The 25,768-nt window shown below is 61.2% G+C and carries 26 protein-coding genes and 1 pseudogene; 16 read left to right on the top strand and 11 right to left on the bottom strand.

The window, feature by feature from the left end; all coding sequences use genetic code 11:
- Positions 1-43: 43 nt before the first annotated feature.
- On the bottom strand, positions 44-334 hold the full coding sequence (locus GXB78_RS13580; RefSeq protein ID WP_329515739.1) for a hypothetical protein: 291 nt from the start codon (positions 332-334) through the stop codon (positions 44-46).
- A gap of 123 nt (positions 335-457) precedes the next feature.
- Here GXB78_RS13580 and GXB78_RS13575 point away from each other — a divergent pair, with 123 nt between their 5' ends.
- Complete coding sequence (locus tag GXB78_RS13575) at positions 458-1,117, top strand: glutathione S-transferase family protein (protein WP_329515738.1); 660 nt, start codon at positions 458-460, stop codon at positions 1,115-1,117.
- Between the two features lie 128 nt (positions 1,118-1,245).
- Here the strand turns inward: GXB78_RS13575 and argH are convergent, their stop codons facing one another.
- A complete protein-coding gene (argH, locus tag GXB78_RS13570; protein WP_329515737.1) occupies positions 1,246-2,640 on the bottom strand; it encodes an argininosuccinate lyase in 1,395 nt (464 codons plus the stop codon).
- 469 nt (positions 2,641-3,109) lie between these two features.
- Here argH and GXB78_RS13560 point away from each other — a divergent pair, with 469 nt between their 5' ends.
- The 7 genes and pseudogenes from GXB78_RS13560 to rsd all read left to right on the top strand — a co-directional run bounded on the left by GXB78_RS13560 (position 3,110) and on the right by rsd (position 9,503).
- Positions 3,110-3,856: a LytR/AlgR family response regulator transcription factor gene (locus GXB78_RS13560; protein WP_016772598.1), complete on the top strand. Its 747-nt coding sequence runs from the start codon at positions 3,110-3,112 to the stop codon at positions 3,854-3,856.
- A 138-nt stretch (positions 3,857-3,994) separates the two neighbouring features.
- Positions 3,995-4,936, top strand: a complete 942-nt coding sequence (hemC, locus tag GXB78_RS13555; protein ID WP_329515736.1) for a hydroxymethylbilane synthase — start codon at positions 3,995-3,997, stop codon at positions 4,934-4,936.
- Positions 4,933-5,679 (top strand): annotated as a pseudogene (locus GXB78_RS13550) (uroporphyrinogen-III synthase); the annotation flags it as partial. The gene hemC and the pseudogene GXB78_RS13550, both read left to right, overlap by 4 nt.
- A 36-nt stretch (positions 5,680-5,715) precedes the next feature.
- Positions 5,716-6,858, top strand: coding sequence for a uroporphyrinogen-III C-methyltransferase (locus GXB78_RS13545; RefSeq protein WP_329515748.1), 1,143 nt, complete (start codon positions 5,716-5,718; stop codon positions 6,856-6,858).
- On the top strand, positions 6,855-8,093 hold the full coding sequence (locus GXB78_RS13540; RefSeq protein WP_329515735.1) for a heme biosynthesis protein HemY: 1,239 nt from the start codon (positions 6,855-6,857) through the stop codon (positions 8,091-8,093). The genes GXB78_RS13545 and GXB78_RS13540 overlap by 4 nt, the downstream gene beginning before the upstream one ends.
- Before the next feature lie 217 nt (positions 8,094-8,310).
- Entirely contained in the window at positions 8,311-8,862 is a 552-nt protein-coding gene (locus tag GXB78_RS13535; RefSeq protein ID WP_329515734.1) for a disulfide bond formation protein B, read from the top strand.
- 182 nt (positions 8,863-9,044) lie between these two features.
- The gene (rsd, locus tag GXB78_RS13530) at positions 9,045-9,503 is read left to right on the top strand and encodes a sigma D regulator (RefSeq protein WP_329515733.1); all 459 of its coding nucleotides are present in this window, start codon (positions 9,045-9,047) and stop codon (positions 9,501-9,503) included.
- Between the two features lie 59 nt (positions 9,504-9,562).
- Here rsd and GXB78_RS13525 read toward each other — a convergent pair whose 3' ends face one another.
- Positions 9,563-10,228, bottom strand: a complete 666-nt coding sequence (locus GXB78_RS13525; RefSeq protein ID WP_329515732.1) for an FKBP-type peptidyl-prolyl cis-trans isomerase — start codon at positions 10,226-10,228, stop codon at positions 9,563-9,565.
- 192 nt (positions 10,229-10,420) lie between these two features.
- On the opposite strand from GXB78_RS13525, the gene GXB78_RS13520 reads away from it, so the two are divergent.
- Complete coding sequence (locus GXB78_RS13520) at positions 10,421-11,629, top strand: AlgP family protein (protein ID WP_329515731.1); 1,209 nt, start codon at positions 10,421-10,423, stop codon at positions 11,627-11,629.
- Here the strand turns inward: GXB78_RS13520 and GXB78_RS13515 are convergent.
- A complete protein-coding gene (locus GXB78_RS13515; RefSeq protein ID WP_329515730.1) occupies positions 11,626-12,087 on the bottom strand; it encodes a TIGR02444 family protein in 462 nt (153 codons plus the stop codon). The two genes, GXB78_RS13520 and GXB78_RS13515, sit on opposite strands and share 4 nt — an antisense overlap.
- A 50-nt stretch (positions 12,088-12,137) precedes the next feature.
- Here GXB78_RS13515 and GXB78_RS13510 point away from each other — a divergent pair, with 50 nt between their 5' ends.
- The 3 genes from GXB78_RS13510 (at position 12,138) to GXB78_RS13500 (ending at position 15,413) form a co-directional block, all read left to right on the top strand.
- On the top strand, positions 12,138-14,048 hold the full coding sequence (locus GXB78_RS13510; RefSeq protein ID WP_329515729.1) for an ATP-binding cassette domain-containing protein: 1,911 nt from the start codon (positions 12,138-12,140) through the stop codon (positions 14,046-14,048).
- Complete coding sequence (locus GXB78_RS13505; RefSeq protein WP_101161538.1) at positions 14,048-14,629, top strand: mechanosensitive ion channel family protein; 582 nt, start codon at positions 14,048-14,050, stop codon at positions 14,627-14,629. The genes GXB78_RS13510 and GXB78_RS13505 overlap by 1 nt, the downstream gene beginning before the upstream one ends.
- A gap of 151 nt (positions 14,630-14,780) precedes the next feature.
- Positions 14,781-15,413 carry a LysE family transporter gene (locus GXB78_RS13500; protein WP_329515728.1) on the top strand — a complete coding sequence of 211 codons (633 nt, stop codon included), beginning with the start codon at positions 14,781-14,783 and terminating at the stop codon, positions 15,411-15,413.
- A 59-nt stretch (positions 15,414-15,472) separates the two neighbouring features.
- Here the strand turns inward: GXB78_RS13500 and GXB78_RS13495 are convergent, their stop codons facing one another.
- The 5 genes from GXB78_RS13495 to GXB78_RS13475 all read right to left on the bottom strand — a co-directional run bounded on the left by GXB78_RS13495 (position 15,473) and on the right by GXB78_RS13475 (position 20,221).
- Complete coding sequence (locus GXB78_RS13495) at positions 15,473-16,216, bottom strand: penicillin-binding protein activator LpoB (protein ID WP_329515727.1); 744 nt, start codon at positions 16,214-16,216, stop codon at positions 15,473-15,475.
- A 3-nt stretch (positions 16,217-16,219) separates the two neighbouring features.
- Positions 16,220-16,807, bottom strand: a complete 588-nt coding sequence (lpoB, locus tag GXB78_RS13490) for a penicillin-binding protein activator LpoB (protein ID WP_039757415.1) — start codon at positions 16,805-16,807, stop codon at positions 16,220-16,222.
- A gap of 35 nt (positions 16,808-16,842) precedes the next feature.
- On the bottom strand, positions 16,843-17,214 hold the full coding sequence (locus GXB78_RS13485; RefSeq protein WP_329515726.1) for a YcfL family protein: 372 nt from the start codon (positions 17,212-17,214) through the stop codon (positions 16,843-16,845).
- A 16-nt stretch (positions 17,215-17,230) separates the two neighbouring features.
- Positions 17,231-18,625 carry a COG3014 family protein gene (locus GXB78_RS13480; RefSeq protein WP_329515725.1) on the bottom strand — a complete coding sequence of 465 codons (1,395 nt, stop codon included), beginning with the start codon at positions 18,623-18,625 and terminating at the stop codon, positions 17,231-17,233.
- A 207-nt stretch (positions 18,626-18,832) separates the two neighbouring features.
- Positions 18,833-20,221 (bottom strand): COG3014 family protein, encoded by a 1,389-nt coding sequence (locus GXB78_RS13475; protein ID WP_329515724.1) that lies wholly within the window; start codon positions 20,219-20,221, stop codon positions 18,833-18,835.
- Positions 20,222-20,282: 61 nt separating this feature from the next.
- Here GXB78_RS13475 and GXB78_RS13470 point away from each other — a divergent pair, with 61 nt between their 5' ends.
- From GXB78_RS13470 to GXB78_RS13460, 3 genes are all read left to right on the top strand, one after another.
- Positions 20,283-20,414: a hypothetical protein gene (locus GXB78_RS13470; RefSeq protein WP_329515723.1), complete on the top strand. Its 132-nt coding sequence runs from the start codon at positions 20,283-20,285 to the stop codon at positions 20,412-20,414.
- 58 nt (positions 20,415-20,472) lie between these two features.
- Complete coding sequence (locus GXB78_RS13465) at positions 20,473-22,371, top strand: FTR1 family protein (RefSeq protein ID WP_329515722.1); 1,899 nt, start codon at positions 20,473-20,475, stop codon at positions 22,369-22,371.
- A gap of 103 nt (positions 22,372-22,474) precedes the next feature.
- Positions 22,475-22,930, top strand: a complete 456-nt coding sequence (locus tag GXB78_RS13460; RefSeq protein WP_042607095.1) for a YaiI/YqxD family protein — start codon at positions 22,475-22,477, stop codon at positions 22,928-22,930.
- Positions 22,931-23,035: 105 nt separating this feature from the next.
- Here GXB78_RS13460 and elbB read toward each other — a convergent pair whose 3' ends face one another.
- Entirely contained in the window at positions 23,036-23,704 is a 669-nt protein-coding gene (gene elbB / locus GXB78_RS13455; protein WP_016772616.1) for an isoprenoid biosynthesis glyoxalase ElbB, read from the bottom strand.
- 167 nt (positions 23,705-23,871) lie between these two features.
- Positions 23,872-24,531: a DedA family protein gene (locus tag GXB78_RS13450; protein ID WP_329515721.1), complete on the bottom strand. Its 660-nt coding sequence runs from the start codon at positions 24,529-24,531 to the stop codon at positions 23,872-23,874.
- 207 nt (positions 24,532-24,738) lie between these two features.
- On the opposite strand from GXB78_RS13450, the gene hemB reads away from it, so the two are divergent.
- On the top strand, positions 24,739-25,752 hold the full coding sequence (gene hemB / locus GXB78_RS13445) for a porphobilinogen synthase (RefSeq protein ID WP_329515720.1): 1,014 nt from the start codon (positions 24,739-24,741) through the stop codon (positions 25,750-25,752).
- The last annotated feature ends 16 nt before the right edge of the window (positions 25,753-25,768 follow it).

The following is a 25,768-nucleotide window of genomic DNA, read 5'->3' as shown; positions in this document are numbered from 1 at the left end:
TGGGATCCGTGTAGGAGCTGCCGAAGGCTGCGATCTTTTGATCTTAATGTTTTTCCGGTGGCAGCTCTGGCAAAGCGCGCAGCGCCGTTTCGTACCACTCGGTGTCGAACGGGCGATCTTCATCGAGCATCGCATCAATCTCGAAAGCCAGCACGTGGGCCATCAGATTGAGGATCTCCTCACGTTCCATGCCGACCAGCGTCAGCTTGTTCAACGTCGCCTTGGCCGCTGGCGGGTTGTCGCTTTCGATCTGATTTTCGATGGCTTCGATCAGCGTCGCTTCGGTGAATGCTTCTTCGTCGTCATCGTTGACGATATCTGTCGGCTCGCTCATGGCAGGCTCCTCAGGGAAAGGCGCCAGTTTACCCGCATTCAGCGGCGTGATGCTGCTGGCGGGAAACGTCGCGGCGATCTATAAACAGGCACTGCCCACCCCGCACGGCCTGGAGGCTCTGTGATGTTCAAGCTCTACGGATTCGCTGTCAGCAACTACTACAACATGGTCAAACTGGCGCTGCTGGAAAAAGGCCTGCCCTTCGAAGAGGTGACCTTCTACCCGACACAAACCCCGGAATCACTGGCCATCAGTCCGCGCGGCAAGGTCCCGGTGCTGGGCGTCGACGCCGGTTACATCAACGAAACCGCGATCATCCTCGAATACCTTGAACAGTCCGAAAAGGACACGCCGCTGCTGCCGAGCGATCCGTTCGAGCGCGCGCAGGTGCTGGCGATTGCCAAGGAGATCGAGTTGTACATCGAGTTGCCAGGGCGTGCCTGTTATGGCGAGGCGTTCTTCGGTGTAACGTTGCCGGAGGCGATCAAGGAAAAAACCCGGTCCGAATTGCTGTTGGGCTTCGCAGCGCTGGGCCGTCACGGCAAGTTCGTCCCGTATGTGGCGGGTGACAGCCTGAGCATTGCCGATTTGTATTTCCTCTACAGCGTGCCGCTGGCCTGTGCGGTCGGGCAGAAGCTGTTCGGGATCGATCTGCTGGCTGAGATGCCACAGGCGAAAGCGCTGCTGGAGCGGCTTGAGCAGAATCCGCACGTGCAGAAGATTGCGGCGGACAAGGACGCGGCGATGCCGGCGTTTTTGGCGATGGTTGCTGCCAAGAAGTGAATTTTGTAGCGCTCTGAAGGAAGCCTTCGCGAGCAGGCTCGCTCCCACATTGAGCCGGTGGTGAACACAAATTTTGTGAACATCCTGATTCCCTGTGGGAGCGAGCCTGCTCGCGAAGCTCTTGGCTTTTAGCGGCTGGCCAGCAGGGCCTGACCGCGCGCCACCGCAGCCTTGACCTGCGCCGGCGCAGTGCCGCCGATATGGTCGCGGGCATTCACCGAGCCTTCCAGGGTCAGCACGGCAAATACGTCCTGCTCGATCTGATCGCTGAACTGACGCAGTTCGTCCAAGCTCATTTCCGCCAGATCCTTGCCCGTGTCGACGCCGTATTTCACTGCGTGGCCGACGATTTCGTGGCAATCACGGAACGGCAGGCCACGGCGCACCAGATAATCCGCCAGGTCGGTCGCGGTGGAGAAACCGCGCAGTGCCGCTTCACGCATGATCGCGTGTTTCGGCTTGATCGCCGGGATCATGTCGGCAAACGCGCGCAGCGAATCGCGCAGGGTGTCGGCGGCGTCGAACAGCGGCTCCTTGTCTTCCTGGTTGTCCTTGTTGTACGCCAGTGGCTGGCCTTTCATCAGGGTCAGCAGGCCCATCAGCGCGCCGAACACACGGCCGGTCTTGCCGCGCACCAGCTCTGGCACGTCGGGGTTCTTCTTTTGCGGCATGATCGAGCTGCCGGTGCAGAAACGGTCCGGCAGATCGATGAACTGGAACTGCGCGCTGGTCCACAGCACCAGCTCTTCGGAGAAGCGCGACAGGTGCATCATCGCGATGCTTGCGGCCGAGCAGAATTCGATAGCGAAGTCGCGATCGGAAACGTTGTCCAGCGAGTTGCCGCCGACGGCGTCGAAGCCGAGCAGCTGCGCAGTGTGTTCGCGGTCGATCGGGTAGGTGGTGCCGGCCAGCGCGGCGCTGCCCAGCGGCATGCGGTTGGTGCGTTTGCGGCAGTCGACCAGGCGCTCGTAGTCGCGGCTGAGCATTTCGAACCAGGCCAGCATGTGGTGCCCGAATGTCACTGGCTGCGCAGTCTGCAAGTGGGTGAAGCCGGGCATGATGCTCGCCGCTTCACGCTCGGCTTGCTCCAGCAGGCCTTTTTGCAGGCGGGTGATCTCGGCGAGGATCAGGTCGATTTCGTCACGCAGCCACAGGCGGATATCGGTGGCGACCTGGTCGTTGCGGCTGCGCCCGGTGTGGAGTTTTTTACCGGTGACGCCGATGCGATCGGTCAGGCGTGCTTCGATATTCATGTGCACATCTTCGAGGTCGACGCGCCAGTCGAACTGGCCGGCCTCGATTTCGCCCTGGATGGTGGTCAGGCCATCGATGATGCTGTCGCGCTCGGCATCGGTCAGCACGCCGACCTTGGCCAGCATGGTGGCGTGGGCGATCGAGCCCATGATGTCGTGGCGATACAGGCGCTGGTCGAAAGTGACGGAGGCGGTGAAGCGGGCGACGAAGGCGTCGACGGGTTCACTGAAGCGGCCGCCCCAGGACTGATTGGTCTTGTCAGTGCTCATGAATTCGCTCGTATCGGCTTGAAGAAATGGCGTGAAACGCTGGCGCGGATAATAACAGGGTTGCCAATCCTGTCGCTGACAGCGGTCGACAGGTTTTTTTCTTCAGGTGTCAGGCATCGCAGGCGCTGTCTGCAAGGAATTTACAAAAGGATATTTTTTGATTGAGCAATATCGTTCCGACGAACGTCTACAGTGGACATAAGGGTCGGTGCGATTGCGGATCATGCAAAGGTCCGGCCACCGACTATAAGAAGAGGGGGCGGGTGAGTTGTCCAACGGCCAACCACCGTGAGAAACGCAGGAAACAGTGGGCTCTGAGCGGTACGACCCGGACGCTGGCAAATATTGCTGGCCGACGTACGGCACTTTTTGGCGCTCGGGCTAGTCTTAGCGTGGATCGCGGTGACGCAGGTCACTACACCTGTCTACGCTATCCTTGTGCGAGACTCACGCAGGAATCCAGCGCAATATGAATGTCCTGATCGTTGATGACGAACCCCTGGCTCGCGAGCGCCTAAGCCGTATGGTGAGCGAGCTCGAGGGTTACACAGTCCTGGAGCCCAGTGCCACGAATGGCGAGGAGGCGTTAGCGCTGATCGACAGCCACAAGCCGGATATCGTGCTGCTCGATATCCGCATGCCGGGCCTCGACGGCCTGCAGGTTGCTGCCCGACTGTGCGAACGAGAGACGCCGCCGGCCGTGGTGTTTTGCACCAGTCCCGATGAATTTGCCGTGGAAGCCCTGCAGGCCAGCGCCGTGGGCTATGTGGTGAAACCTGTGCGAACCGAACACTTGAATGAAGCCCTGAAGCGGGCTGAACGTCCCAACCGGGCGCAACTTTCGGCCCTGACCCGTCCCGCTGCCGAAAGTGGCAACGGCCCACGCAGCCACATCAGCGCCCGCACCCGCAAAGGCATCGAGCTGATTCCGCTGGATCAGGTGGTCTACTTCATCGCCGACCACAAATACGTGACTCTGCGTCACGAAGCCGGCGAGGTGCTGCTCGACGAACCCCTCAAAGCCCTCGAAGACGAATTCGGCGAACGCTTTGTGCGTATCCACCGCAACGCGCTGGTCGCGCGCGATCGCATCGAACGCTTGCAACGCACGCCACTGGGACATTTCCAGTTGTTTCTCAAAGGCCTCAATGGCGACGCACTGATTGTCAGCCGTCGGCATGTTGCCGGTGTGCGCAAGATGATGCAGGGCCTTTGACCCGCTCTTCATCAGGCTTATCGACTTCTTTTACCCGGCATGGCAGGCCAGGGAGGCCACGCCGTTTTCTGATTCAGGTCAAAGTGGAATTGACTGAGCTGTTATTATCCGCCGTATCTATTCAGTACGGATTGCTCCATGTCCCCTCGCGAAATCCGCATCGCCACCCGTAAAAGTGCGCTGGCCCTCTGGCAGGCCGAATACGTCAAAGCCCGTCTTGAAGCGGCCCATCCGGGCTTGCTGGTGACGCTGGTGCCCATGGTCAGTCGCGGCGACAAGCTGCTCGACTCGCCACTGTCGAAGATCGGCGGCAAGGGTCTGTTCGTCAAGGAACTGGAAACCGCGCTGCTGGAAAACCACGCCGACATCGCCGTGCATTCGATGAAAGACGTGCCGATGGACTTCCCGCAAGGCCTGGGCCTGTTCTGCATCTGCGAACGCGAAGACCCGCGCGATGCATTCGTCTCCAACGCCTACGCAAGTCTTGAAGCTTTGCCTGCCGGGGCCGTCGTCGGCACCTCGAGCCTGCGTCGGCAGACGCAACTGCTGGCGCGTCGTCCCGATCTGCAGATCCGCTTCCTGCGCGGCAACGTCAACACCCGTCTGGCCAAACTCGATGCCGGCGAGTACGACGCGATCATCCTCGCCGCGGCCGGTTTGATCCGCCTCGGTTTCGAGGATCGCATCACTTCGGCGATCAGTGTCGATGACAGCCTGCCAGCCGGCGGCCAGGGCGCGGTCGGCATCGAATGCCGCAGCGCCGACCATGAAATCCACGCCTTGCTCGCGCCTTTGCATCACGCCGATACCGCTTCGCGGGTGAACGCGGAACGTGCCCTCAACAAACATCTCAACGGTGGCTGCCAGGTGCCGATCGCCTGCTACGCCGTGCTCGAAGGCGAGCAGTTGTGGTTGCGCGGTCTGGTTGGTGAGCCGAGCGGCGGCAAGCTGCTCAGCGCCGAAGCGCGCGCGCCACGCGCTGACGCCGAAACATTGGGTGTGCAAGTGGCCGAAGACCTGCTCAAGCAGGGCGCTGACGATATTCTCAAAGCGGTGTACGGCGAGGCGGGTCACGAGTGACTGCCTGGCGCCTGCTGCTGACGCGCCCTGCGGATGACTGCGCGGCGCTGGCCGAACAGTTGGCCGGGCACGGGATTTTCAGCAGTTGCCTGCCGCTTTTGGACATTGTCCCGCTGCCGGTCTCTGACAGTATTCGCCAGGCGATCGGGCGATTATCCGTTTGCAGTGCAGTGATCGTGGTGAGCAAACCGGCGGCGCGGATCGCGGTTGATCTGCTCAAGTCCGAAGGCGCGGCGCCTTTGAGCATGCCGTGGTTCAGCGTCGGCGCAGCGACCGCAGGAATTCTTCGCGACCATGGCCTCGATGTGAGCTTTCCGGCTGACGGCGATGACAGTGAAGCCTTGCTGCAATTGCCGCGTCTGTGCGAGGCGGTGAGCCAGCCCGGTGCGCAGGTGATGATCCTGCGCGGCGAGGGTGGTCGGGAGCTGCTCGCCGAGCGCCTGCGTGCGCTTGGTGCTAGTGTCGAGTATCTGGAGTTGTATCGCCGCGACCTGCCAGCCTACCCGCCAGACGAGCTGCCACGGCGGATCGAAGCGGAACGCTTGAACGGGCTGGTGGTCAGCAGTGGACAGGGTTTCGAGCACCTGCGGCAGATGGCCGGCGATGCCTGGCCGCAGATCGCGCAGTTGCCGTTGTTTGTTCCAAGCCCGAGAGTCGCCGAGCTGGCACATGCCGCCGGGGCTCAAACAGTTGTGGATTGCCGCGGCGCGAGTGCCGCGGCTTTGCTGACGGCATTACGGGAATTTCCGCTGCCGTTTTCTAATGCAAAGGATGGATACGTGAGCGAAACAGCCTTGCCAAAAGATGACGTCCAGCCTGCGCTCGATGCGCAGGTTGAAACTCCACCACCGGCCCAAGAGCCGCGCCGCGGCAATGGACTGGCGATTGTCGCTCTGCTGCTCGGTGCCGCCGGTGTCGCCATCGGTGGCTGGGGTGTCTGGCAGGTGCGCCACCTGCAGAGCAACACGCAGCAGCAGTCGAGTCAGGTGCAGGCGTTGAACGATCAGGCGCAGAGTCTGAAACTCAACGAACAGCGTCTGACCGAGCGTCTGGCGCAGTTGCCCGGTGCTGACGAACTCGCCGAACGCCAGCGACTGGTCACACAATTGCAAGGCGATCAGCAGCGCCTCAATCAACGTCTGGAAACCGTCCTGGGTGCCAGCCGCAAGGACTGGCGCCTAGCCGAGGCCGAGCACTTGCTGCGTCTGGCCAGCCTGCGCCTGTCAGCATTGCAGGACATCAGCAGCGCGCAGGCACTGGTGCAGAGTGCCGACGAAATCCTCCGTGAACAGAACGACCCGGGTTCCTTCGCCGCACGCGAGCAAGTGGCGAAAACCCTGGTCGCCCTGCGCAGTACCGAACAGCCGGATCGCACCGGGCTGTTCCTGCGTCTTGGCGCGCTGCGCGATCAGGTCATCGACCTTACCGAGCTGGCGCCGGAGTACAAGGATCGCGGCGAGTCGCTGCTGGGTTTGACCGCCGACGGCGATGGCGCCAGTCGCTGGGCGCAGTGGTGGGACAAGGTTTCGCGCTATATCCGCATTGATTTCAACGCTGACAAGAACGTCAAACCGCTGCTCGCCGGGCAGAGCCTGAGCCAGGTGCGCCTGGCCCTGAGCCTGGCGCTGGAGCAGGCGCAGTGGGCGGCACTCAATGGTCAGGCGGCGGTTTATACCCAGGCGCTGGCCGAGGCGCGCGATGTGCTCAAGGGCAATTTCAACCCGGACAACCCGCAAAGCAAAGTCATGCTGGAACAGGTCGCCGAGCTGAGCAAGGAACCGGTCACCGTCAAGACTCCGGATCTGACCGGCACCTTGAGCGCGGTGCAGGGGTATCTGGAGCGACGTAACGTCAATGCCGAAGAATCGGTGAAACCGTTCGCCAAGCCTGCCGCCGACCCGGCGCAGGAGGCGACCCCATGAAGCGCCTTTATGTAATCGTGTTTCTGGTCATCGCCGCGACGGCAGCGCTCGGCCTGGCGATCGCCGAGCATTCCGGTTACGTACTGGTGGCGTACAAGAGCTTCCGCTACGAATCGAGCCTGTGGGCAACACTGGCAGTGATCGCGGTGCTGTGGCTGCTGTTCTGGGGCATCAAGGCATTGGTCGAGCTGGTGATGACTTCTACCGGCGTGGTCAATCCGTGGTCGCGGCGCAATCGCAGCCGCCGCGTGCAAGTGGCGATCGAACACGGCCAGCTGGATCTGGCTGAAGGTCGCTGGGCCAGCGCGCAGCGGCATTTGACCCGCGCGGCGGAAGCCGAGCGCCAGCCGCTGCTTTACTACCTCGGCGCCGCACGCGCGGCGAACGAGCAAGGTCAGTACGAAGAAAGCGACCGTTTGCTCGAACGCGCGCTGGAACGTCAGCCGCAAGCCGAGTTGGCGATTGCCTTGAGTCATGCCCAACTGCAGACCGATCGTGGCGACACTGATGGTGCGCTAGTGACGTTGCAGGCGATGCACGAACGGCATCCGCGCAGCGCGCAGACATTGCGCCAATTGCAGCGTCTGTATCAGCAGCGCGGCGAATGGTCGGCGGTGATTCGTCTGCTGCCGGAACTGCGTAAAGACAAGGTGCTGCCGCCGGCGGAGCTGGCTGAACTCGAGCGTCGCGCCTGGGGTGAAAACCTGTCCCTGGCAGCCCATCGCGAGGAAGACGGCACGGTAGGATTGCAGTCGCTCAAGCGGGCCTGGGAACAGCTGACTTCCGCGCAGCGTCAGGAAGCCCCCCTGGTGTTGGCCTATGCCGAACAATTACGACAGTTAGGTGCTCAGGTCGAGGCCGAAGAAGTACTTCGCACAGCGCTCAAGCGCAAGTACGACAGCCATCTGGCGCGGCTCTATGGCCTGGTGCGCGGCAGTGATCCTGCGCGTCAGTTGCAGACTGCCGAAAGCTGGCTCAAAGAGCACCCGGCCGATCCGAGCCTGTTGTTGACCCTCGGACGTTTGTGTCTGCAAACCAGCTTGTGGGGCAAGGCTCGCGACTATCTGGAAAGCAGCCTGCGCGTGCAGCGCAATCCTGAGACCTGTGCGGAATTGGCTCGGCTGCTTGCACAACTTGGTGATACCGAGCGCAGCAACCAGTTGTTCCAGGAAGGTCTGGGGCTGCTGGACGAACGTCTGCTGGCGGCGCCTTTGCCGGTTGTAGCGAAAGTCTGAAAGGGCGGGGGAGGTTGCTCCCTCGCGAACTTTCCATGCTGAAAATTCCACTTCTTTGCGCGCTTGAAGCAAAGTCCTACAAAGCGCTTCATCGTTTCCTCTCGAACCTGTCGGGTTTTCCCTACACCTGTGGTGAACTGTCGGCAGGCCCTCGCCTTGAAAGGCTGACACGCTTTCCTCTACCGTAACCGTCTGTCTCTACTGTTACGGAAAAGCCATGTCGTTGGCCTGCTCACGCTCCTTGTTCTTCATGGCTTTCATTGCGGGGGCCTTTGCTCTGGGAGCTTCCTATTACCTCGAATACGCGGTCGGCCTGACGCCTTGCAGTCTGTGCCTGGTGCAGCGGCTGTTCCTCACCTTGCTGTGCATTGGCTGCGGCGTGGCGGCGGTGCATGGCCCCCGGCGTGGCGGATTATGGTGGTACTGGCTGTTTGCGCTTGGCGCCAGTCTGGGCGGAACCACCGCTGCGTGGCGGCAGGTATTGATCCAGAGCGATTCCATGCTGCAACTGGTCAAATGCACGCCTACCGTGGAGTCACTGTTCAGCGGCTTGCCATGGATTTGCGCCTTGCAACGGATGCTCAACGGCGGCGCCGACTGTGCCGAAATCTCCTGGACGCTTTTCGATCTGAGCATCCCAGAATGGAGCCTGCTGTTTTTTGTCGGCGTGTCGATTCTTGCGGTTTATCAGTTGTTGCGTCTGACCTGGAGCGCTCTGCAACGACCGGTCAGCGACGAAGCGTCGCACCACTCGCTGGTCAGGGATTAAACACTTGTATGAACTTTATCTCCTGCGTACCTTGAAGCCATAGGCGTGCGGGCATAATCTGGCCGGCACGTGTCATTGGATTTATGTTGCTCGATGACGCTCTGCCCGATCGTCCACCCAGTCAAATCAGAACATGGGCGCGGGTGTAGAGCAGCATGACCCACAAGGGAAGAGAGATCGCCATGCTCGAAAGTTGTCAGAATGCTCAGGAACGTTGGGGTGGGGTTCATCTGCTGATCGACCGCTGGTTGCAGGAGCGTGAAGATCTGATCGGCGCCTACGACAAGCTCGGTGCGCAGCCTGAGTCGTTGTCCGAAAGCCGCAAACCCTTGCTCGAATTCTGCGGGGTGCTGGTCGATTACGTATCGGCGGGTCACTTCGAAATCTATGAACAGCTGACTGGCGAAGCCAAGGCGTTCAACGACAAGCGCGGTCTGGAACTCGCCGAGACCATTTACCCGCGTATCGATGTCATTACCGAGAAGCTGCTGGCCTTCAATGATCTGTGCGATGAAGGCAAATGCGTTGCAGAGAAATTCAAGGAGCTCGGTGGCTTGTTGCACGAGCGTTTTGAACTTGAAGACTGCCTGATCGAAGTGCTGCATAACGCACACAAGGAAGAAGCTGCAGTTCAAGCCTGATCCATATCCTGCATAAAAAAACGGTGCGCCCGAAAGCGCACCGTTTTTTTTATGCCTGATCAGCTCGTCGCGCCACGCAACTCCACTTCAAACACCAGCGGAGTGAAGGGTGCAATCAGGTCGCCGGCACCGTCAGCGCCGTAGGCCTGGTCCGATGGAATCACCAATCGCCATTTTGCCCCCACTGGCATGTTCTGCAACGCAGTGCGCCAGCCGGCGATCACACTGTCGAGGTTGAACCATTGCGGCTGGGTGTTCTGATCGAACACGGTGCCGTCCGGCAGCTTGCCGACATACAGCACCTGCACTTTCCCGTCCGGGCCGGCCTTGGCGCCGGAGCCCGGAACCAGTTCAGTCAGAAGGATGCCGTCGGCCAGTTCTTTCACGCCCGGTCTGGCTTTTTCCGCACTGAGAAAGCGCTGCTCGTTTTCCATCGCCGCATCGCTCGATTGGCGTGATGCCTGCTCGGCATTGCGCGATTCGTGGTCGGCGAGAATCTGTTCGATACGCGCTTCACTCAACGCCAGCGGCTTGCCCTGATACGCCTGTTGCAGGCCTTCGATCAGCGCCTGGATCTGCAATTGCGGAACCTCCTGACGCAGCCGTTCACCGAGGCTGGCACCGAGGCTGTAAGCCAGGTCATGAGCATCGTTTGCGCTGGTTTTTTCATCGGCATGTGCCGCGGAAAAAACCATGCAGAGGGACAAAATAAAGTTGCGCGACATGGGCACTCTCCGACCTGAGATGCGGGGGATTATGCCAGTGCGAACGCCTGCATCGGTGAACTGCTTTTTCCTCGGCGCAGAACATTTCGGCTGCGGTGCAACGCAACGGCACAGATACTGTCAACATGCCCTAGCGGCGGTATCAGCAGAGGTCTAGTATGAGCCGCACTCACGTCAGCCAGGAGGTAAACCATGTCGGCCACCAAGAAGCCTGTAAATACTCCGTTGCACTTACTCCAACAGTTGTCGGGCAGCCTGCTCGAGCATTTGGAAAACGCTTGCTCGCAAGCCTTGGCTGATGCTGAAAAACTGCTCGCCAAGCTGGAAAAACAGCGTGGCAAAGCGCAGGAAAAACTGCACAAATCGCGCACCAAACTGCAAGACGCCGCCACCGCCGGCAAAGCCAAGGCGCAGAACAAAGCCAAGTCTTCGGTGAAAGAACTCGAAGACCTGCTCGACGCTTTGAAAGATCGTCAGTCCGAAACCCGCAGCTACATTCTGCAACTCAAGCGCGATGCTCAGGAAAGCCTGAAACTGGCCCAGGGTGTTGGCCGCGTTCAGGAAGCAGTGGGCAAGGTTCTGTCGTCGCGCTCGGCCAAACCGGCAGCGGCGCCAGCGAAGAAAGTCGCCGCCAAACCGGCTGTAAGCAAAGCCCCGGCGAAGACTGCTGCGGCCAAACCTGCTGCTGCGAAAACCGCCGCCAAACCAGCGGCCAAGGCGCCGGTAAAAGCAGCTGCCAAACCGTTGGCGAAAACTGCAGCGAAGAAACCGGCTGCAGCGAGCGCGGCCAAACCGGCGGCTAAAACCACGGCAGCCAAATCTGCTGCAACCAAGCCAGCAGCGAAAGCCGCCACTGCCAGAACTGCTGCAAGACCGGCCGCGAGCAAAGCTGCACCGGCTAAAACCGCAGCCGCCAAACCTGCTGCCAAAGCAGCGGCAAAACCAGCAGCAAAACCAGCAGCAAAACCAGCTGCCAAGACCGCCGCTGCGAAGCCTGCGACCAAGGCTGCAGCTAAACCGGCCGCCGCCAAACCTGCTGCGAAAGTGGCGGTAAAACCGGCTGCCAAACCAGCCGCAACATCGTCGGCAAAACCTGCGGCAAAAACCGCCGCGAATCCGGCCGCCAAGCCTGCTGCGAAACCCGCTGCTGCCAAGCCTGCGACCGCAGCTGCAAAACCTGCCGCCAAGCCAGCCGCAAAACCGGCGGTGAAGAAGCCAGCCGCTGCCAAGCCAGCCGCGACCAAACCGGCTACCGCGCCAGCCGCCAAGCCTGCCACGGCGACGACCCCGGCCGCTCCAACCGCGTCGGCACCGTCCTCCGCTATTCACTCGACCCCTTCGACTGCGCCAGCGCCAGCCGCTTCGTCGAGCGTCAGCAACACCCCGACCAGCGCTTCCTAAGTGCCGGTTGCCGCGACGCGCAGCACTTGCAGCGCGTCGCGGTTCAGGCTGGCCGCATTGCCGGCCAAGCCCTCAAGCCAGGTCACCGCACCTGCATCGTTGCGCGTCCACTCCTGCGCCACACCTTCCAGCCGTGACAGCAAGGTACGCTCAGCTTCAAGCTCGAGTGATTTGATCTGCTCGCGCATACCTGCCACCACCGCATCATCGACGGCCCGCGCTTTCCATTGCATGCGCAGGGTTCGCAGCGGTTGTACCACTTCGATATCCCACGGCGCGGTCAACGCCCTGAGCAAGCGCACGCGCGGTTCATCACAGGTCACCGCACGCTGCTCCAGCCATAAACCGCAGAGCAACAGGCAGACATTGGCGCCCGCCGTTTGCAATTGCAGGCACGCATCTTCCACGCCCGGTCGGGCGTAGACATCAAGGGCAAAGCTCCACAGGTCAGAGGACATCGTGCTACTCGCGCCAGTTGTGAGCGAAGCTGGTAGACTCCGCCGCCATTATGATCCGACTTCAGAACCTGACTTTACAGCGTGGCCCGCAACGTCTGCTAGAAGACGCCGAGCTGACCCTGCACGCCGGCCACAAAGCCGGCCTCATCGGCGCCAACGGTGCCGGCAAATCCAGCCTGTTCGCCTTGCTGCGCGGCGAGTTGCACCCGGATTCGGGCGACTGCCTGCTGCCGGCCGACTGGCGCATCGCGCACATGCGCCAGGAGGTCGATACCCTCGAGCGCCTGGCGGTCGATTATGTGCTCGATGGCGACCTGCGTCTGCGCGAGGTGCAGCGCGAGCTTGCCGCCGCCGAGGAGGCCCACGACGGCACCGCACTGGCGCGCCTGCACGCCGAACTCGACAGCGCCGACGGTTACACCGCCGATGCGCGGGCGCGCAAGCTGCTCGCCGGACTCGGTTTCACCAATGAACAGATGGATCGTCAGGTAGGAGATTTCTCCGGTGGCTGGCGGATGCGTCTGAATCTGGCGCAGGCGCTGATGTGTCCGTCGGATCTGCTGCTGCTCGACGAACCGACCAACCACTTGGACCTCGATGCGATCATCTGGCTCGAAGAGTGGCTGAAGAGTTATCCGGGCACCTTGCTGCTGATTTCCCACGACCGCGATTTCCTCGATGAAGTGGTCGATCACGTCGCCCATGTCGATCAGCGCAAGCTGACGCTCTACCGTGGCGGCTACACCGCGTTCGAACGCGCCCGTGCCGAGCGTCTGGCCCAGCAGCAACAGGCCTACGAGAAGCAGCAGGCGCAGCGTGCGCACATGGAAAGCTACATCGCCCGCTTCAAGGCCCAGGCGACCAAGGCCCGTCAGGCGCAGAGCCGGATCAAGGCGCTGGAGCGCATGGAAGAATTGTCGGCGGCACACGTCGATTCGCCGTTCGACTTCGTCTTCCGCGAGTCGACCAAGATCTCCAGTCCGCTGATCGACCTGTCCGATGCGCGCCTGGGTTATGGCGACAAGACCATCCTCGAGAAGGTCAAGCTGCAACTGACCCCGGGTGCGCGGATCGGCCTGCTCGGGCCGAATGGCGCGGGTAAATCGACGCTGATCAAGAACCTCGCCGGCGAGCTCGAACCGCTGGCCGGGCGCTTGACCCGTGGTGAAAACACCGTGGTCGGTTACTTCGCCCAGCATCAGCTCGACTCGCTGGATTCCAAGGCCAGCCCGTTGCTGCACTTGCAGCGCCTGGCGCCGGGCGAGCGCGAGCAGACCCTGCGTGACTTCCTCGGCGGTTTCGACTTCCGTGGCGCGCGCATCGATGAGCCGGTGTTGAATTTCTCCGGTGGCGAGAAGGCCCGTCTGGCTCTCGCGTTGATCGCCTGGGAGCGGCCGAACCTGTTGCTGCTCGACGAGCCGACCAACCACCTCGACCTGGAAATGCGCCTGGCGCTGACCATGGCCCTGCAGGAATTCAGCGGCGCGGTGCTGGTGGTGTCTCACGATCGGCACTTGCTCAAGAGCACCACCGATAACTTCTATCTGGTCGCCGACGGCAAGGTCGAAGAGTTCGACGGCGATCTGGAAGACTACGCGCGCTGGCTGGTGGAATACCGGCAGCGCAATGCACCGGTCAGCAACACGCCGGTCAATCCGGACAAGACTGACAAGAAAGCTCAGCGTCAGGCAGCGGCAGCGTTGCGTCAGCAACTGGCGCCACACAAGCGCGAGGCCGACAAGCTCGAAGCCGAACTGGGCAAGCTTCACGAGAAACTCGCCAGGGTCGATGCCAGCCTCGGTGACAGCGATATCTACGAGCCGGCACGCAAGAATGAATTGCGTGATCTGCTGGCCGAACAGGCGAAACTGAAGGTTCGTGAAGCCGAGCTGGAAGAAGCCTGGATGGAAGCCCTGGAAACCCTGGAAAGCATGCAGGCGGAGCTGGAGGCGTTGTCCTGATGGAAGCCTTCAAGCTGCCCTTCGCCGCCGTTTGGGTCGAACCGCTCTGGTTCACCGCGCAGATTCTGTTGATCCTGCTGGCCGGTTACCTGACCCAGCGTTTCGTTGCCAAAGGCCTGACTCGCCTGGGTGAGCGCTATCCGTTTCCGCCGCAGTTGCTGATGCCGCTGCGCGGCGTGTTGCGCTGGCTGATCATGGGCAGCGCGCTGCTCTTCGTGCTCGAGCGCCTCGGCGTCTCCGCCACGGTGCTGTGGACGGCGCTGTCGGGATTTGTCGCGGTGGCGGCGGTGGCGTTCTTCGCCATGTGGAGCGTGCTGTCGAACCTGCTCTGCGCGATCCTGATATTCACCGTCGGGCCGTTCCGCCTCGGCGACGTAGTCGAGCTGGTGGACACCACCGACAAGCCTGGCGTCAAAGGCCGTGTGATCGCGATCAATCTGCTCTACACCACGCTGGTCGAAGCCGAAGAGTTGGGCACCGGCAGCGCCATGGTGCAGGTGCCCAACAGCCTGTTCTTCCAGCGCTCGGTGCGGCGTTGGCGCGGGACCGATGTGTTGCCGTCGAGCGGGTTCGAGAAATAGATTTCAGGCAAGATCCAAAGATCGCAGCCTTCGGCAGCTCCTACATTTGGAATGCGATCCCGTAGGAGCTGCCGAAGGCTGCGATCTTTTGCTTTTAAGCCCAAAGCGCATTAGCTTGAGCGTCTGTCACGATTCAGAGTCGAGGTATGCGATGGAGCTTCAAACATGGCTGGCATTCTTTGCCGCCTGCTGGGTGATCAGTCTGTCGCCGGGCGCGGGCGCCATCGCGTCGATGTCCAGCGGTCTGCAATACGGATTCTGGCGCGGCTACTGGAACGCACTGGGCCTGCAGATCGGTCTGGCGGTGCAGATTGCGATTGTCGGCGCGGGTGTTGGCGCCGTGCTCACCGCTTCGGCCACGGCGTTCCATGCGATCAAATGGTTTGGCGTCGCCTATCTGGTTTATCTGGCGATCAAGCAGTGGCGGGCGCTGCCCATGGACATGAGCGATGACGCCGCGGTACGGCCGATCGGTAAACCGCTGGCGCTGGTGTTCCGCGGTTTTCTGGTGAACATCAGCAACCCCAAGGCATTGATCTTCATGCTTGCGGTGTTGCCGCAGTTCATCAACCCTCACGCGCCGCTGCTGATTCAGTATGTGGTGATCGGCGTGACCATGGTGTTCGTCGATCTGATCGTCATGGCCGGCTACACCGGGCTGGCGTCGAAGGTACTGCGTCTGTTGCGCACGCCCAAGCAACAGAAGCGCATGAACCGCACCTTTGCCGGGTTGTTCATTGGCGCGGCGGCGTTTATGGCGACGTTGCGCAAAGCGCCGGTGTAAACCGTTCAGGCAGAAAAAAGGCGACCTCGCGGGTCGCCTTTTTTGTTTCTCTCGGGCAGTCAGCGCAGGATCACCGGCGCGGTATCACGCGGCAGATTATTGCGCTGCGGCGCTTCACGCTGTTGCTCATGGCCATCACCACCCAGCTGCATGCTCAATTGCCCGGCCACGTCCTCGCCCAAAGCTTTGGACACGTCACGCACCACCCGCGGACGGTTCAGCGAGATCTTGATGTCGCGATGGTTAACCAGTTTGGTGTCCTGCGCTTCGCCCATCGCCGTGAAGGCCGAGGTGATCTCGTAGGTCCTGGTGTTGATCAGGCTGAAGTCCGCCACCAACGTCAGGCCCAGCACCGCCGAGTAGCTGTCAGTGTGCGCCAGCTCGTTGATGTCCTGGGTGAAGTCGATGTCCGACACGGTGCCGAACAGCACGTAGTCGGCGCCCTTGAAGTTGCCGGCCTTGATGCGCTTGATCACATCGTAGACGTCACCCTTGGACGAGGCGGTGTAGGGCGTGCCCTGCACCAGCTGGAACATGCCGGTACGCAGGATTTCACCTTTGATGTCGCCGGTGAATTTGCGCAGCTCGCCCTGTTCGATGTAGCTGGTGGTCGCTTCGATTTCGTTATAGCTCGAAGATCCGCTGGCGCTGTAGTAATTCTCGCGGTGATTGCTCTGCGCCGAAACGATGTGGATGTATTGCTCCACGCGCTCCTGATACGCCAGATCCGTCACCGCCACTTTCGGGGCCGCCTGCGCGCTGAATGCGCAAGCCAGGGCCATCATGCCAATCCATGTGCGCATTGATTAACGCTCCGTGGTTTTGCGGATCTCTTTTTCGTCCATCCACTCGGCCAGACCGCTTTCGACGTCGATCAACTGCAGGCTGAATTTGTAGAAGACGTCCTTGTAATCGCTGCTGCGCTTGACGATCGAGCTGATCGAACCTTCGATGCGGTACTTGGCGGCGATCATGTTGCCGGTCTTGGCTACGGTGCTTTTCTTGTACAGACCGCTCTGGTTTTGCAGCTTGAGCTGGTCAACCTGGCTCTGCATCGCATTGTTGTCGCTGGCGAAGCGCGCGACACCGGTTTTCATCAGTTGGGTCTTGATGCTGGTGGTGATTTCGCGGGTGTCGATGTACTCGCTGGTCTTGTTCTTCACGTCATAGACCTGAACCACCGGACGGCCTTGCAGGATGCCGGACTGGGCCAGCGAGCGGGTCATCGACTCGGCGATCATTTGCAGGTCGGTCGATCCGAATTCGTTGGTCACGGTTTCAACCGCTTTGGTGTCGCCGTAGCTGATGTTCTTGCTGCCCAGGGTCGGCGAGGTGTTGGCGCAACCGGAGGCGAGCAGGGCGATGACGGCGATGCAGGAAAAGCGTGCAAACATGAGAAAGCTCTCTCAATCAAAAAAAGGTGGCGGGCTTAAGGCGTCTTGATTTCCAGACGGAAATCCACGGCTTTCGGGGTCGGCGCGATGGCCTGAATAAAGCTGGTCTGGGCGCCGTACATCATCTGGCTTTTCCAGACCTCTTCTTCGGCAACCGGGAAGCCTTCTGCGCCAAGCCAGGCGAAGCGGTAGTAGAAGATCTTGTTGCTGTTGAGGGTGTTGCTCAACTGCACATTGACGGTCATGAAGCCGTTTTCGCGGGCCACACGCATGGCGCCGACGACGATGTGTTTCTGCGGGCCCATGGCCACGACCTTGCTTGCGGCGCTGCCCGGCTCTGGCGGTGGCGGGGTGGCGCAGCCGGCCAGCAAGGCGAGGGCGGCGACGGCGATGATCTTCAAGGGCATTGCAAAGACTCCGTTCTTAAGGTTGTTTGAGGCTGGCGACGTTGGTCGCGGCAGCGCTCGGCATAACGTGAGCAGCGATGCCGCCAGCGAACACCTGGTTGCCCACGGCACGCAGGCTGACCACTTGGTAACGCTGATCGACGGCGACCTTGACCACCGAGCCGCCGACGGCGCTCGGCAGGGTAACCTGATGCTCACCCTTTTTCAGGCGCAGACGCACCACTTGGGTGTTGTCCGGCAGGGTGCGCCATGTACGGGTATCGGCACCTTCGAGCACCGCTGAAGAAATGCCTACGGCGAGGCCGGCCAGCGGGTTGGTTTCGTTGATCTGTTTCTGCGCCACGCCTTTGGTGATTGCGCGTACGGTGGTGCGCACGATGATCCCCGGCATGTCATCGCGCAGGGCGCGGCGGGACATGGCGGTGGTGCTGTTCAGCGAAGTCAGGTCGACCTGCTTGCCGTCGACGCCGATCTGCGCGAACGGCGCGGTGGAGGTGTCCGGTTTGATGATCGGGAACGACAACGGGGTGATCACCACGTTGTTGGAAATCGGCAGCGGCAGCGGTACGCGAATCGAATCGCGGGCCGGAGCCAGACCGCTCTGCACCACGATCAGAATGTCGCTGTCGTCGGACTTGGACGGCTTGTCGAGATTGACCAGCGCCTGTTCGAGCAGCGGCGTATTCGGGCGCAGTTCGGCAGCTTTGCGATAACCCGGCGCGGCCAGGTCTTTCTCGCCCAGAGCTTCGTAGACGAAACCGGCCAGGTAATGGCTGAACGCACTCTGGTAGCTGTTTTTCAGACCGACCACTTCCGGGGCGTCGAGGCTGGCAACCGGATAACCCTGCAGATCCTTGTACTGGGTCTTGATGCCTTCTTTCTCGGCCTGTTCTTCGCTCTTGAGGTATTCCTTGTCGCGCAGATCAGCGATCACCGCTTCGCGTTCGTGGGTCTTTTTGATCGCAGTGCGGGCGCCATCGAAATCGTTGACCGCCAATAGGTTCAGGGCCATCTGCGTGGTCAGCATGACTTTCTCGTAGTCATAGCCTTCGTAGCGACGCACCTTGTCGTTGACGATGAAGCTGCCGAACTGTGCCAGGTACTTGGCCGAGTCGAGCTTGACCGCGTCTTCCCACTGACCGACCACCTGATCGGCGCTGCCCCAGGCGTTCTGGCTGCCTGAAAGATCGCCCTTGGCGCGCAACAGCTCGCCTTTCTCGAAGTAATAGAGCAGGTCTTTATCGGTGCCGGTGTTGTTCTTTTCCAGCAGGGTCAGAGCAGCGTCGACGTTGCCGGAAGCCAGTTGCTGGTTGGTCTGGGCCAGCTCGGAATCGTAATTGCGAAACGCTGCACAGCCGGACAACAGCGTGACGGCGCTGAGCGCGAGCAGCATGGGAGCGCGGAATGCCATGGGTACTTCTTCCCTGAGTGACGAAAAACTTGCAGCCGCGGGTGCTGGTCGGGCTGGTGTGACCTATCGACGGCGGCGTTGGCCTCCTGCCAATTCCTCATGCGTGAGGAGCTTCATAGCCGGCTCGCTGGGCGAGGGCGCGGCATTATAAACGGCGAGTGATGGCTATGTAATAGCTTTTTGGTTGCATTTGCAGATGCTGTGCCATCACTTGTCCGATGAAGCGGGTTTATTCGGTACGAACCCGGATCCGACGGTATAGACCTGATCCCGAAATACCCGCAGGTGCAGAATCTGGCGATCCTGGTCGACGCGCAATTCAAAAGGATGGTCGATGGGTGCAGTGGCAAAACGGAAGGTGTGCAGGCCTTTTTTCAGGCGCAGGCGGGCGACCAGCGTCTTGTCCGGTAGCGCTCGCCATGTGCGGGTGTCGGCTTCTTCGAACGGGTCATGCTGAGTGACGATCAACGATGCTTTCGCCGGGTTGCGCTCGTTTTCCTGCGCCTGACCGATGGCGGCCATGTTGGCGCGGAACATCGCCCGCGAGATGATTTCCGGCATGTCGTCGCGCAGTGTGCGCATGGCCATGTCGGTCACGCTGTTGATCACCAACAACGGCTGTTTGCGGCCGTCCAGGGTGATATGGCTGAAGTTAGGCGTGACCGCGTCCGGCACCATCACCGGGAATGAAATGGGCGCAATGATGACCAGCGTTTCGTTCAGACGAACCGGGATCGGCACCTGCACCGAGCTGCGAGCCGGGGCCAGGCCACTCTGGATAATCAGCAACACATCGCTTTCATCGGCTTTCGCTGGCGGTTTGTCGAGGTTGCGCAGGGCCTTTTGCAGCAAGGGCATGTCCGGCCGCAATTCGATCGCCTGGCGATAACCTGCCGCGGCGAGGGCGCGCTCGCCGAGGGCTTCGTAAGTGAAACCGGCCAGATAGTGGCTGAACGCACTCTGGTAGCCGTTTTTCAATTCCACGACCTGCGGCGCCTCGAGCAGGGCGACCGGGTAGCCCTCCAGATCCTTGTAATGCAGGGTCTGGCCCTGGGCTTTGGCCTGTTCCTCGGCCGCTTCGTATTGCTTCTCCCGCTGGCGGGCGATCAATGCTTCGCGTTCGTGGGTTTTCTTGATGTCTGCGCGGGCGCCGGCGAAGTCATTGACGGACAGCTGGTTCAAGGCCATCTGTGTGGTCAGCATGACCTTTTCGTAATCGTAGCCTTCGTAGCGCCGTAGCTTGTCGTTGACCAGCATCGTGCCCATTTCATCACCGAAGCGCGCGAGTAATTTCATCGCGCCGGACGGGTTGGCCTCCTCGCGCTGGAAGATCATCCGGTCGGCACTGCGCAAGGCGTCCTGGCTGTCGGGCAGGGCATTGCCAGCGCTGAGGATCGCGCCTTTTTCCAGGTAATACAGCAGATCCTTGTCTTCCCACGGGTTGTGCATTTCCACCAGGGCCAGAGCCCCGGTCAGATTGCCCCGGGTCATTTGCTCGGTGGTCTGCTGCATTTCAAGGTCGTAGTTGCGATAAGCGGCACAACCGCTCAACTGAACAGCGACGCAAAGCAGCAAAACGAACGGAAGACTCCGCATTGAGGTTGATTCCTTGCGCGCAAATGCTCTGGGGCGGGCAGTATAAAGTGGATGATGGCAAATGGCTGTGATCTTCAACGAGCGTGTCGAGGCTCAATCGGCAGCGGGCAGCGCGGCAATACTGGGCGACAAACGCTGCTGCCGTCTGCCGGGTATTTCCTGCCAATCAAAGCGAAACGCCGACAAAGCTTGAGAGAAATGTCTTCGAAGTGAACAATATGTAACTTCGCATTTCCATTTGAGATTCGTTCATGACTGCCTCGTCCCGATTGCTGGCCTGGCTGCTGTTCCCGTTATTGTCCCTGAGCAGCCTGCCGCTGCTGGCCGATACCGTGGAAGGCGCGCCGCAAGCGTTGCACCTGCTCGATTACATCAGTGCCGATTACCCGCCGACGGTCGCGGCAGGCAAAGTCATTGACGACGGCGAATACCGCGAACAGCTGGAATTCACCCAGGTCCTGCAAGGCTTGATCACCGCATTGCCAGCGAAACCGGAAAAAGCCGCGCTGGAGCAGGGCGTCGAGTCGTTGCATGCCGCCATCAGTGCCAAGCAGGACGGCGCCGATGTCGCGCGTCAGGCCCGGCAGCTGGGGGCGAAGCTGGCGGTGGCGTATGAAGTCAGCCAAGCGCCGATCATTACCCCGGACCCGACACGCGGCGCGCCGTTGTATGCGCAGAACTGTTCGGTGTGCCACGGCGATACAGGCGCTGGTGACGGCCCGGCCGGCGTCGGTCTGACCCCCGCGCCAGCCAACCTGCGCGACGCTGCGCGCATGGATCACCTGAGCCTGTACGCCATCTACAGCACCCTCGGCCAAGGCGTCGAGGGCACCGATATGCCGGCATTTGCCGATCAGCTCGATGATCGCCAGCGCTGGGATCTGGCCACCTACATCGCCGGCTTCAGTGCCGATGCGGCAGCGGCCAAGTCCGACAAGGTCTACAACATCGCCGATCTGGCCCGCCAGACGCCGGCCGAAGTGCAGGCGGCGGAAGGCGCAGAAGTGGCGGCGACGTTCCGTGCCCAGCGCGCGCAACCGCCGCAGGTCAAGCGCGGCCCGGCGCAGTTGCTCGATTACACCGCCGCCACGCTGGACAAGAGCCTCGCCGCCTACCGCGCCGGTGAGCATGATCAGGCCTATGACCTGTCAGTAGCGGCGTATCTGGAAGGCTTCGAGCTGGTCGAAAGCTCGCTGGATAACGTCGATGCCAACGTGCGCAAGGACACCGAAAAATCGCTGATGGCGTATCGGCAGTCATTGCAGGACGGTTTGCCGGTCGAGCAGGCCGAGCAACGTCTGGACGCGGCCAAGGCCAAGCTGAAGGAATCCGCCGGCCTGCTGGGCAGCGATGGTCTGAGCTGGTCGCTGAGCTACATCTCCGGTCTGCTGATTCTGCTGCGCGAAGGTCTGGAAGCGATCCTGGTGCTTGCGGCAATCCTCGCCTTCCTGCGCAACACCGGCCAGCAATCGGCCGTTCGCAGCGTCAACGTTGGTTGGGGGCTGGCATTGCTGGCGGGCTTGGGTACCTGGGCGCTGGCGGCGTATGTCATCGACGTCAGCGGTTCGCAACGTGAGTTGTTGGAAGGCGCCACTGCGCTGTTTGCCAGCGTCATGGTGCTGTGGCTCGGCGTATGGATGCATGACCGCCGTCATGCGGCGGCCTGGCAGGATTACATCAAGAGCAGTCTGGTTGGCGGCGGGGGACGTTTCGGCTTCGCGATCCTGGCGTTCTTCTCGGTGTATCGCGAATTGTTCGAAGTGATCCTGTTCTACGAAACCCTGTGGCTGCAGGCCGGTCCTGCCGGGCACAACGCTGTGCTGGCCGGCGGCGCGACGGCGCTGGTGCTGCTGGTCGGCCTGGCGTGGGTGATTCTGCGCGGCTCGGCGAAACTGCCGCTGACCTTGTTCTTCAGCATCAACGCCGCGCTGCTGTGCGCGTTGTCGGTGGTCTTCGCCGGGCATGGCGTGAAGGCCTTGCAGGAAGCCGGAATCTTCGGCACACGGCCGGTCGCATTCTTTGAATTCGACTGGCTGGGGATCCATGCCGATGCCTATTCGCTGATTGCGCAGGCGGTAGCGATCGTGGCGATTGTGCTGTTGTATGGGCGTAGCTGGGTGGCTGAGAAGCGCCGGGTTTCGGCTGCCTGAAAGCATTCGCTGCGCTCATATTCGCGAGCAGGCTCGCTCCCACAGGTTCGGTCTGTATCCTGTGGGAGCGAGCCTGCTCGCGAATTTTTTTGGAGGCAAGAACATGCGTGTATGGATCGATGCCGACGCCTGTCCGCGGGCAGCGAAGGATCTGGTGGTGAAGTTCGCGCTCAAGCGCCAGTTCGAAGTGGTCCTGGTGGCCGGGCAGCCGCAGATCAAACCGGGTTTGGCCATCGTCAAACTGATCGTAGTGCCGAGCGGGCCGGACGCGGCGGATGATTATCTGGTCGAGCACGCGGTGCCGGGTGAGCTGGTGATTTGCAGCGATATTCCATTGGCCGATCGGCTGGTGAAGAAGGGCGTGGCGGCGCTGGATCCGCGCGGCAAGGAGTTCGATGCGCAAAACATGGGCGAACGCCTGGCGGTGCGGAATCTGTTTACCGATTTACGCGAACAGGGCCAGATGAGCGGCGGCCCGGCGCCGTTTGGCGAGCGCGAGAAGCAGGCGTTTGCCAATGCTTTGGACCGGATTCTGACCCGACTCACCCGCAAGCCTTGAAAAGATCGCAGCCTGCGGCAGCTCCTACAAGGAGCGGTGCATGTCGCAATATCACGGCGCGACACGGAATCTGTAGGAGCTGCCGAAGGCTGCGATCTTTTGATTTCAGGCGTCGTTTTCGTGGGTCAGTTCGAGCACGCGGTCGACCAGTTTGTTGATGCCCGAAGCCGCTTCACTGATGGTCTGCGCCAGCATGTACGCCGGGGTGGTGACCAGTTTGCGCGCCTTGTCTTCGACGATTTCCGTCACTGCGCACTCTTCGTGGGTGGCGCCCATCTTGTTCATGGCCGCAGCGGTGTCGGCATCGTTGCCGATGGTGCAGGTCACGCCGGGACCGTAGATTTTCGCGGCCAGAGCCGGGGAGATGCAGATCAGCCCGACCGGTTTGCCCGCTTCGGCAAACGCCTCGGCCAGGGCCAGCACTTCAGGTTGCACGGTGCAACCGGCGCCTTCGATGGCGAAGTTCGACAGGTTCTTCGCCGCGCCGAAACCGCCAGGCACGATCAGCGCATCGAAGTCTTCGACGTCCGCGTCGCGGATATCCTTGACGTTGCCACGGGCAATCCGCGCCGATTCCACCAGTACGTTGCGCGATTCCGGCATTTCTTCGCCGGTCAGGTGATTGATCACATGCAATTGCGCAATGTTCGGCGCAAAGCACTGCACCTGCGCGCCGCGCTGGTCCAGGCGCAACAGGGTGATGACACTTTCCTGGATTTCGGCGCCGTCGTACACGCCACTGCCGGACAGGATCACTGCAACTTTTTTGCTCATGGGCTTCTCTCCAGATTCATGGCGCTCAATGTCCCTTAAATTGTCGCGCGTTGCCATAGGGGCATGGGCGACGCACGCGGGGGCAGAGCGCTCTCTCAATGGATCGCAACGGCGGCGGGGTGTTCATTATTTGCCTTGGCTGCGTTGGGCAGCCGCCAGCGAATGGCTTATTCGGCTGGCGTTTTCGGCCCGGCAGGGGAGGTCGTTTCGGCCTGGCGCAACTGCTCGGCTTCGTTGGCTTTGGCGATCTGTTCGTCCTGATAGATCTTCTTCGCCAGTTGCGCGTTCTTGAAGCGGCGCCGCAGCCACAGGCCCAGCCCGAGGATCAGCAAGGCGCCGAGCACCCACAGCTCATATTTCTTGATGCTGCCGAGCATGCCTTCCAGGACCGCGCCGAAGTGGTAGGCAGCCGCCGCCAGCGCCGTCGCCCAGATCGCCGCGCCGATGCCGTTGAGCAGCAGGTAGCGTCCCGGCGGATAACCGGACAGCCCGATCGCCACCGGCATCACCGTACGCAGGCCGTAGACGAAACGGAAGCTCAAAACCCAGATGTCCGGATGCTTGCGGATGTGCTCCAGCGCGCGGTCGCCCATCATCTGCCAGCGCGGTTTGCGCGCGAGCAATTTGCGCCCGTGCTTGCGTCCCAGGAAGTACCACAGCTGATCGCCGGCATAACTGCCGAAGAACGCCACGACCACCACCAGGTTGATGTCCATGTATCCACGGAACGCGAGGAAGCCTGCGAGCACCAGGATGGTTTCGCCTTCGAAGAACGTGCCGAGAAACAAGGCAAAGTAGCCAAAGTCGTGCAGAAATTGTTGGAGCATTGTCTGGGTGCTGGCGAAGTGAACGCGCAGCCTAACCCTTCGGACACATTCATGAAAGTGTCCAAATGTGTCTCGACGTGAACATTTACCGCACTGACAATGGATTGCGGCTACCTGTCACAGGGCACACACAACTGTCATCTGTTGGTCATAATGGCCGTCTATAACTGTCACGCTCGCCCGTTTGCCCGGGCTCAGGAGTCTGCCGTGAGCTTTACCCCCGCCAATCGTCTGTTCCCTGCCACCCGCCTGCGCCGCAACCGTCGTGATGATTTTTCCCGGCGGCTGGTGCGTGAAAACGTGCTGACGGTCGATGACCTGATCCTGCCGGTATTCGTCCTCGACGGTGAAAACCGCCGCGAAGCCGTGGCCTCGATGCCAGGCGTCGAGCGACTGACGATTGATCTGTTGCTTGAAGAAGCCGCCACGTGGGTCGAGCTGGGCATTCCGGCGCTGGCGCTGTTCCCGGTCACCCCGCCCGAACTGAAATCCCTCGATGCCGCCGAAGCCTGGAATCCCGAAGGTATCGCCCAGCGCGCCACTCGCGCGTTGCGTGAGCGCTTCCCTGAACTGGGCGTGATCACTGACGTGGCGCTGGACCCGTTCACCACCCACGGTCAGGACGGCATTCTCGACGAACACGGCTACGTGCAGAACGACATCACCGTTGATGCGCTGGTGCGTCAGGCGCTGTCCCACGCCGAAGCGGGCGCGCAGGTGGTGGCGCCATCGGACATGATGGACGGCCGCATCCAGGCGATTCGTGAAGCGCTGGAAATTGCCGGTCACGTCAACGTGCGCATCATGGCCTACTCGGCCAAGTACGCCAGCGCCTACTACGGCCCGTTCCGCGATGCAGTGGGGTCGGCGTCGAACCTCGGCAAGGCGAACAAGGCCTCGTATCAGATGGACCCGGCCAACAGCGACGAAGCCCTGCACGAAGTCGGTGCCGACTTGTCTGAAGGCGCGGACATGGTCATGGTCAAACCGGGCATGCCCTACCTGGACATTCTTTTTCGGGTCAAAGATGCCTTCAAGGTGCCGACCTTCGTCTATCAGGTCAGTGGCGAATATGCCATGCACATGGCCGCTATCCAGAATGGCTGGTTGAGCGAAGCGGTGATCCTCGAGTCACTGACCGCCTTTAAACGTGCCGGTGCAGATGGCATCCTGACTTACTTTGCCGTTCGTGCCGCTCAATTGTTACGAGAGCAGAAATAGCCCTCCCAGGAACATT

This window comes from Pseudomonas moraviensis subsp. stanleyae, from assembly GCF_036283065.1.
In the GTDB taxonomy this organism is placed as follows: Bacteria; Pseudomonadota; Gammaproteobacteria; order Pseudomonadales; family Pseudomonadaceae; genus Aquipseudomonas; species Aquipseudomonas stanleyae.
Note: the sequence above shows the minus strand (reverse complement) of the source record. Positions and strands in the feature narration are given on the sequence as shown.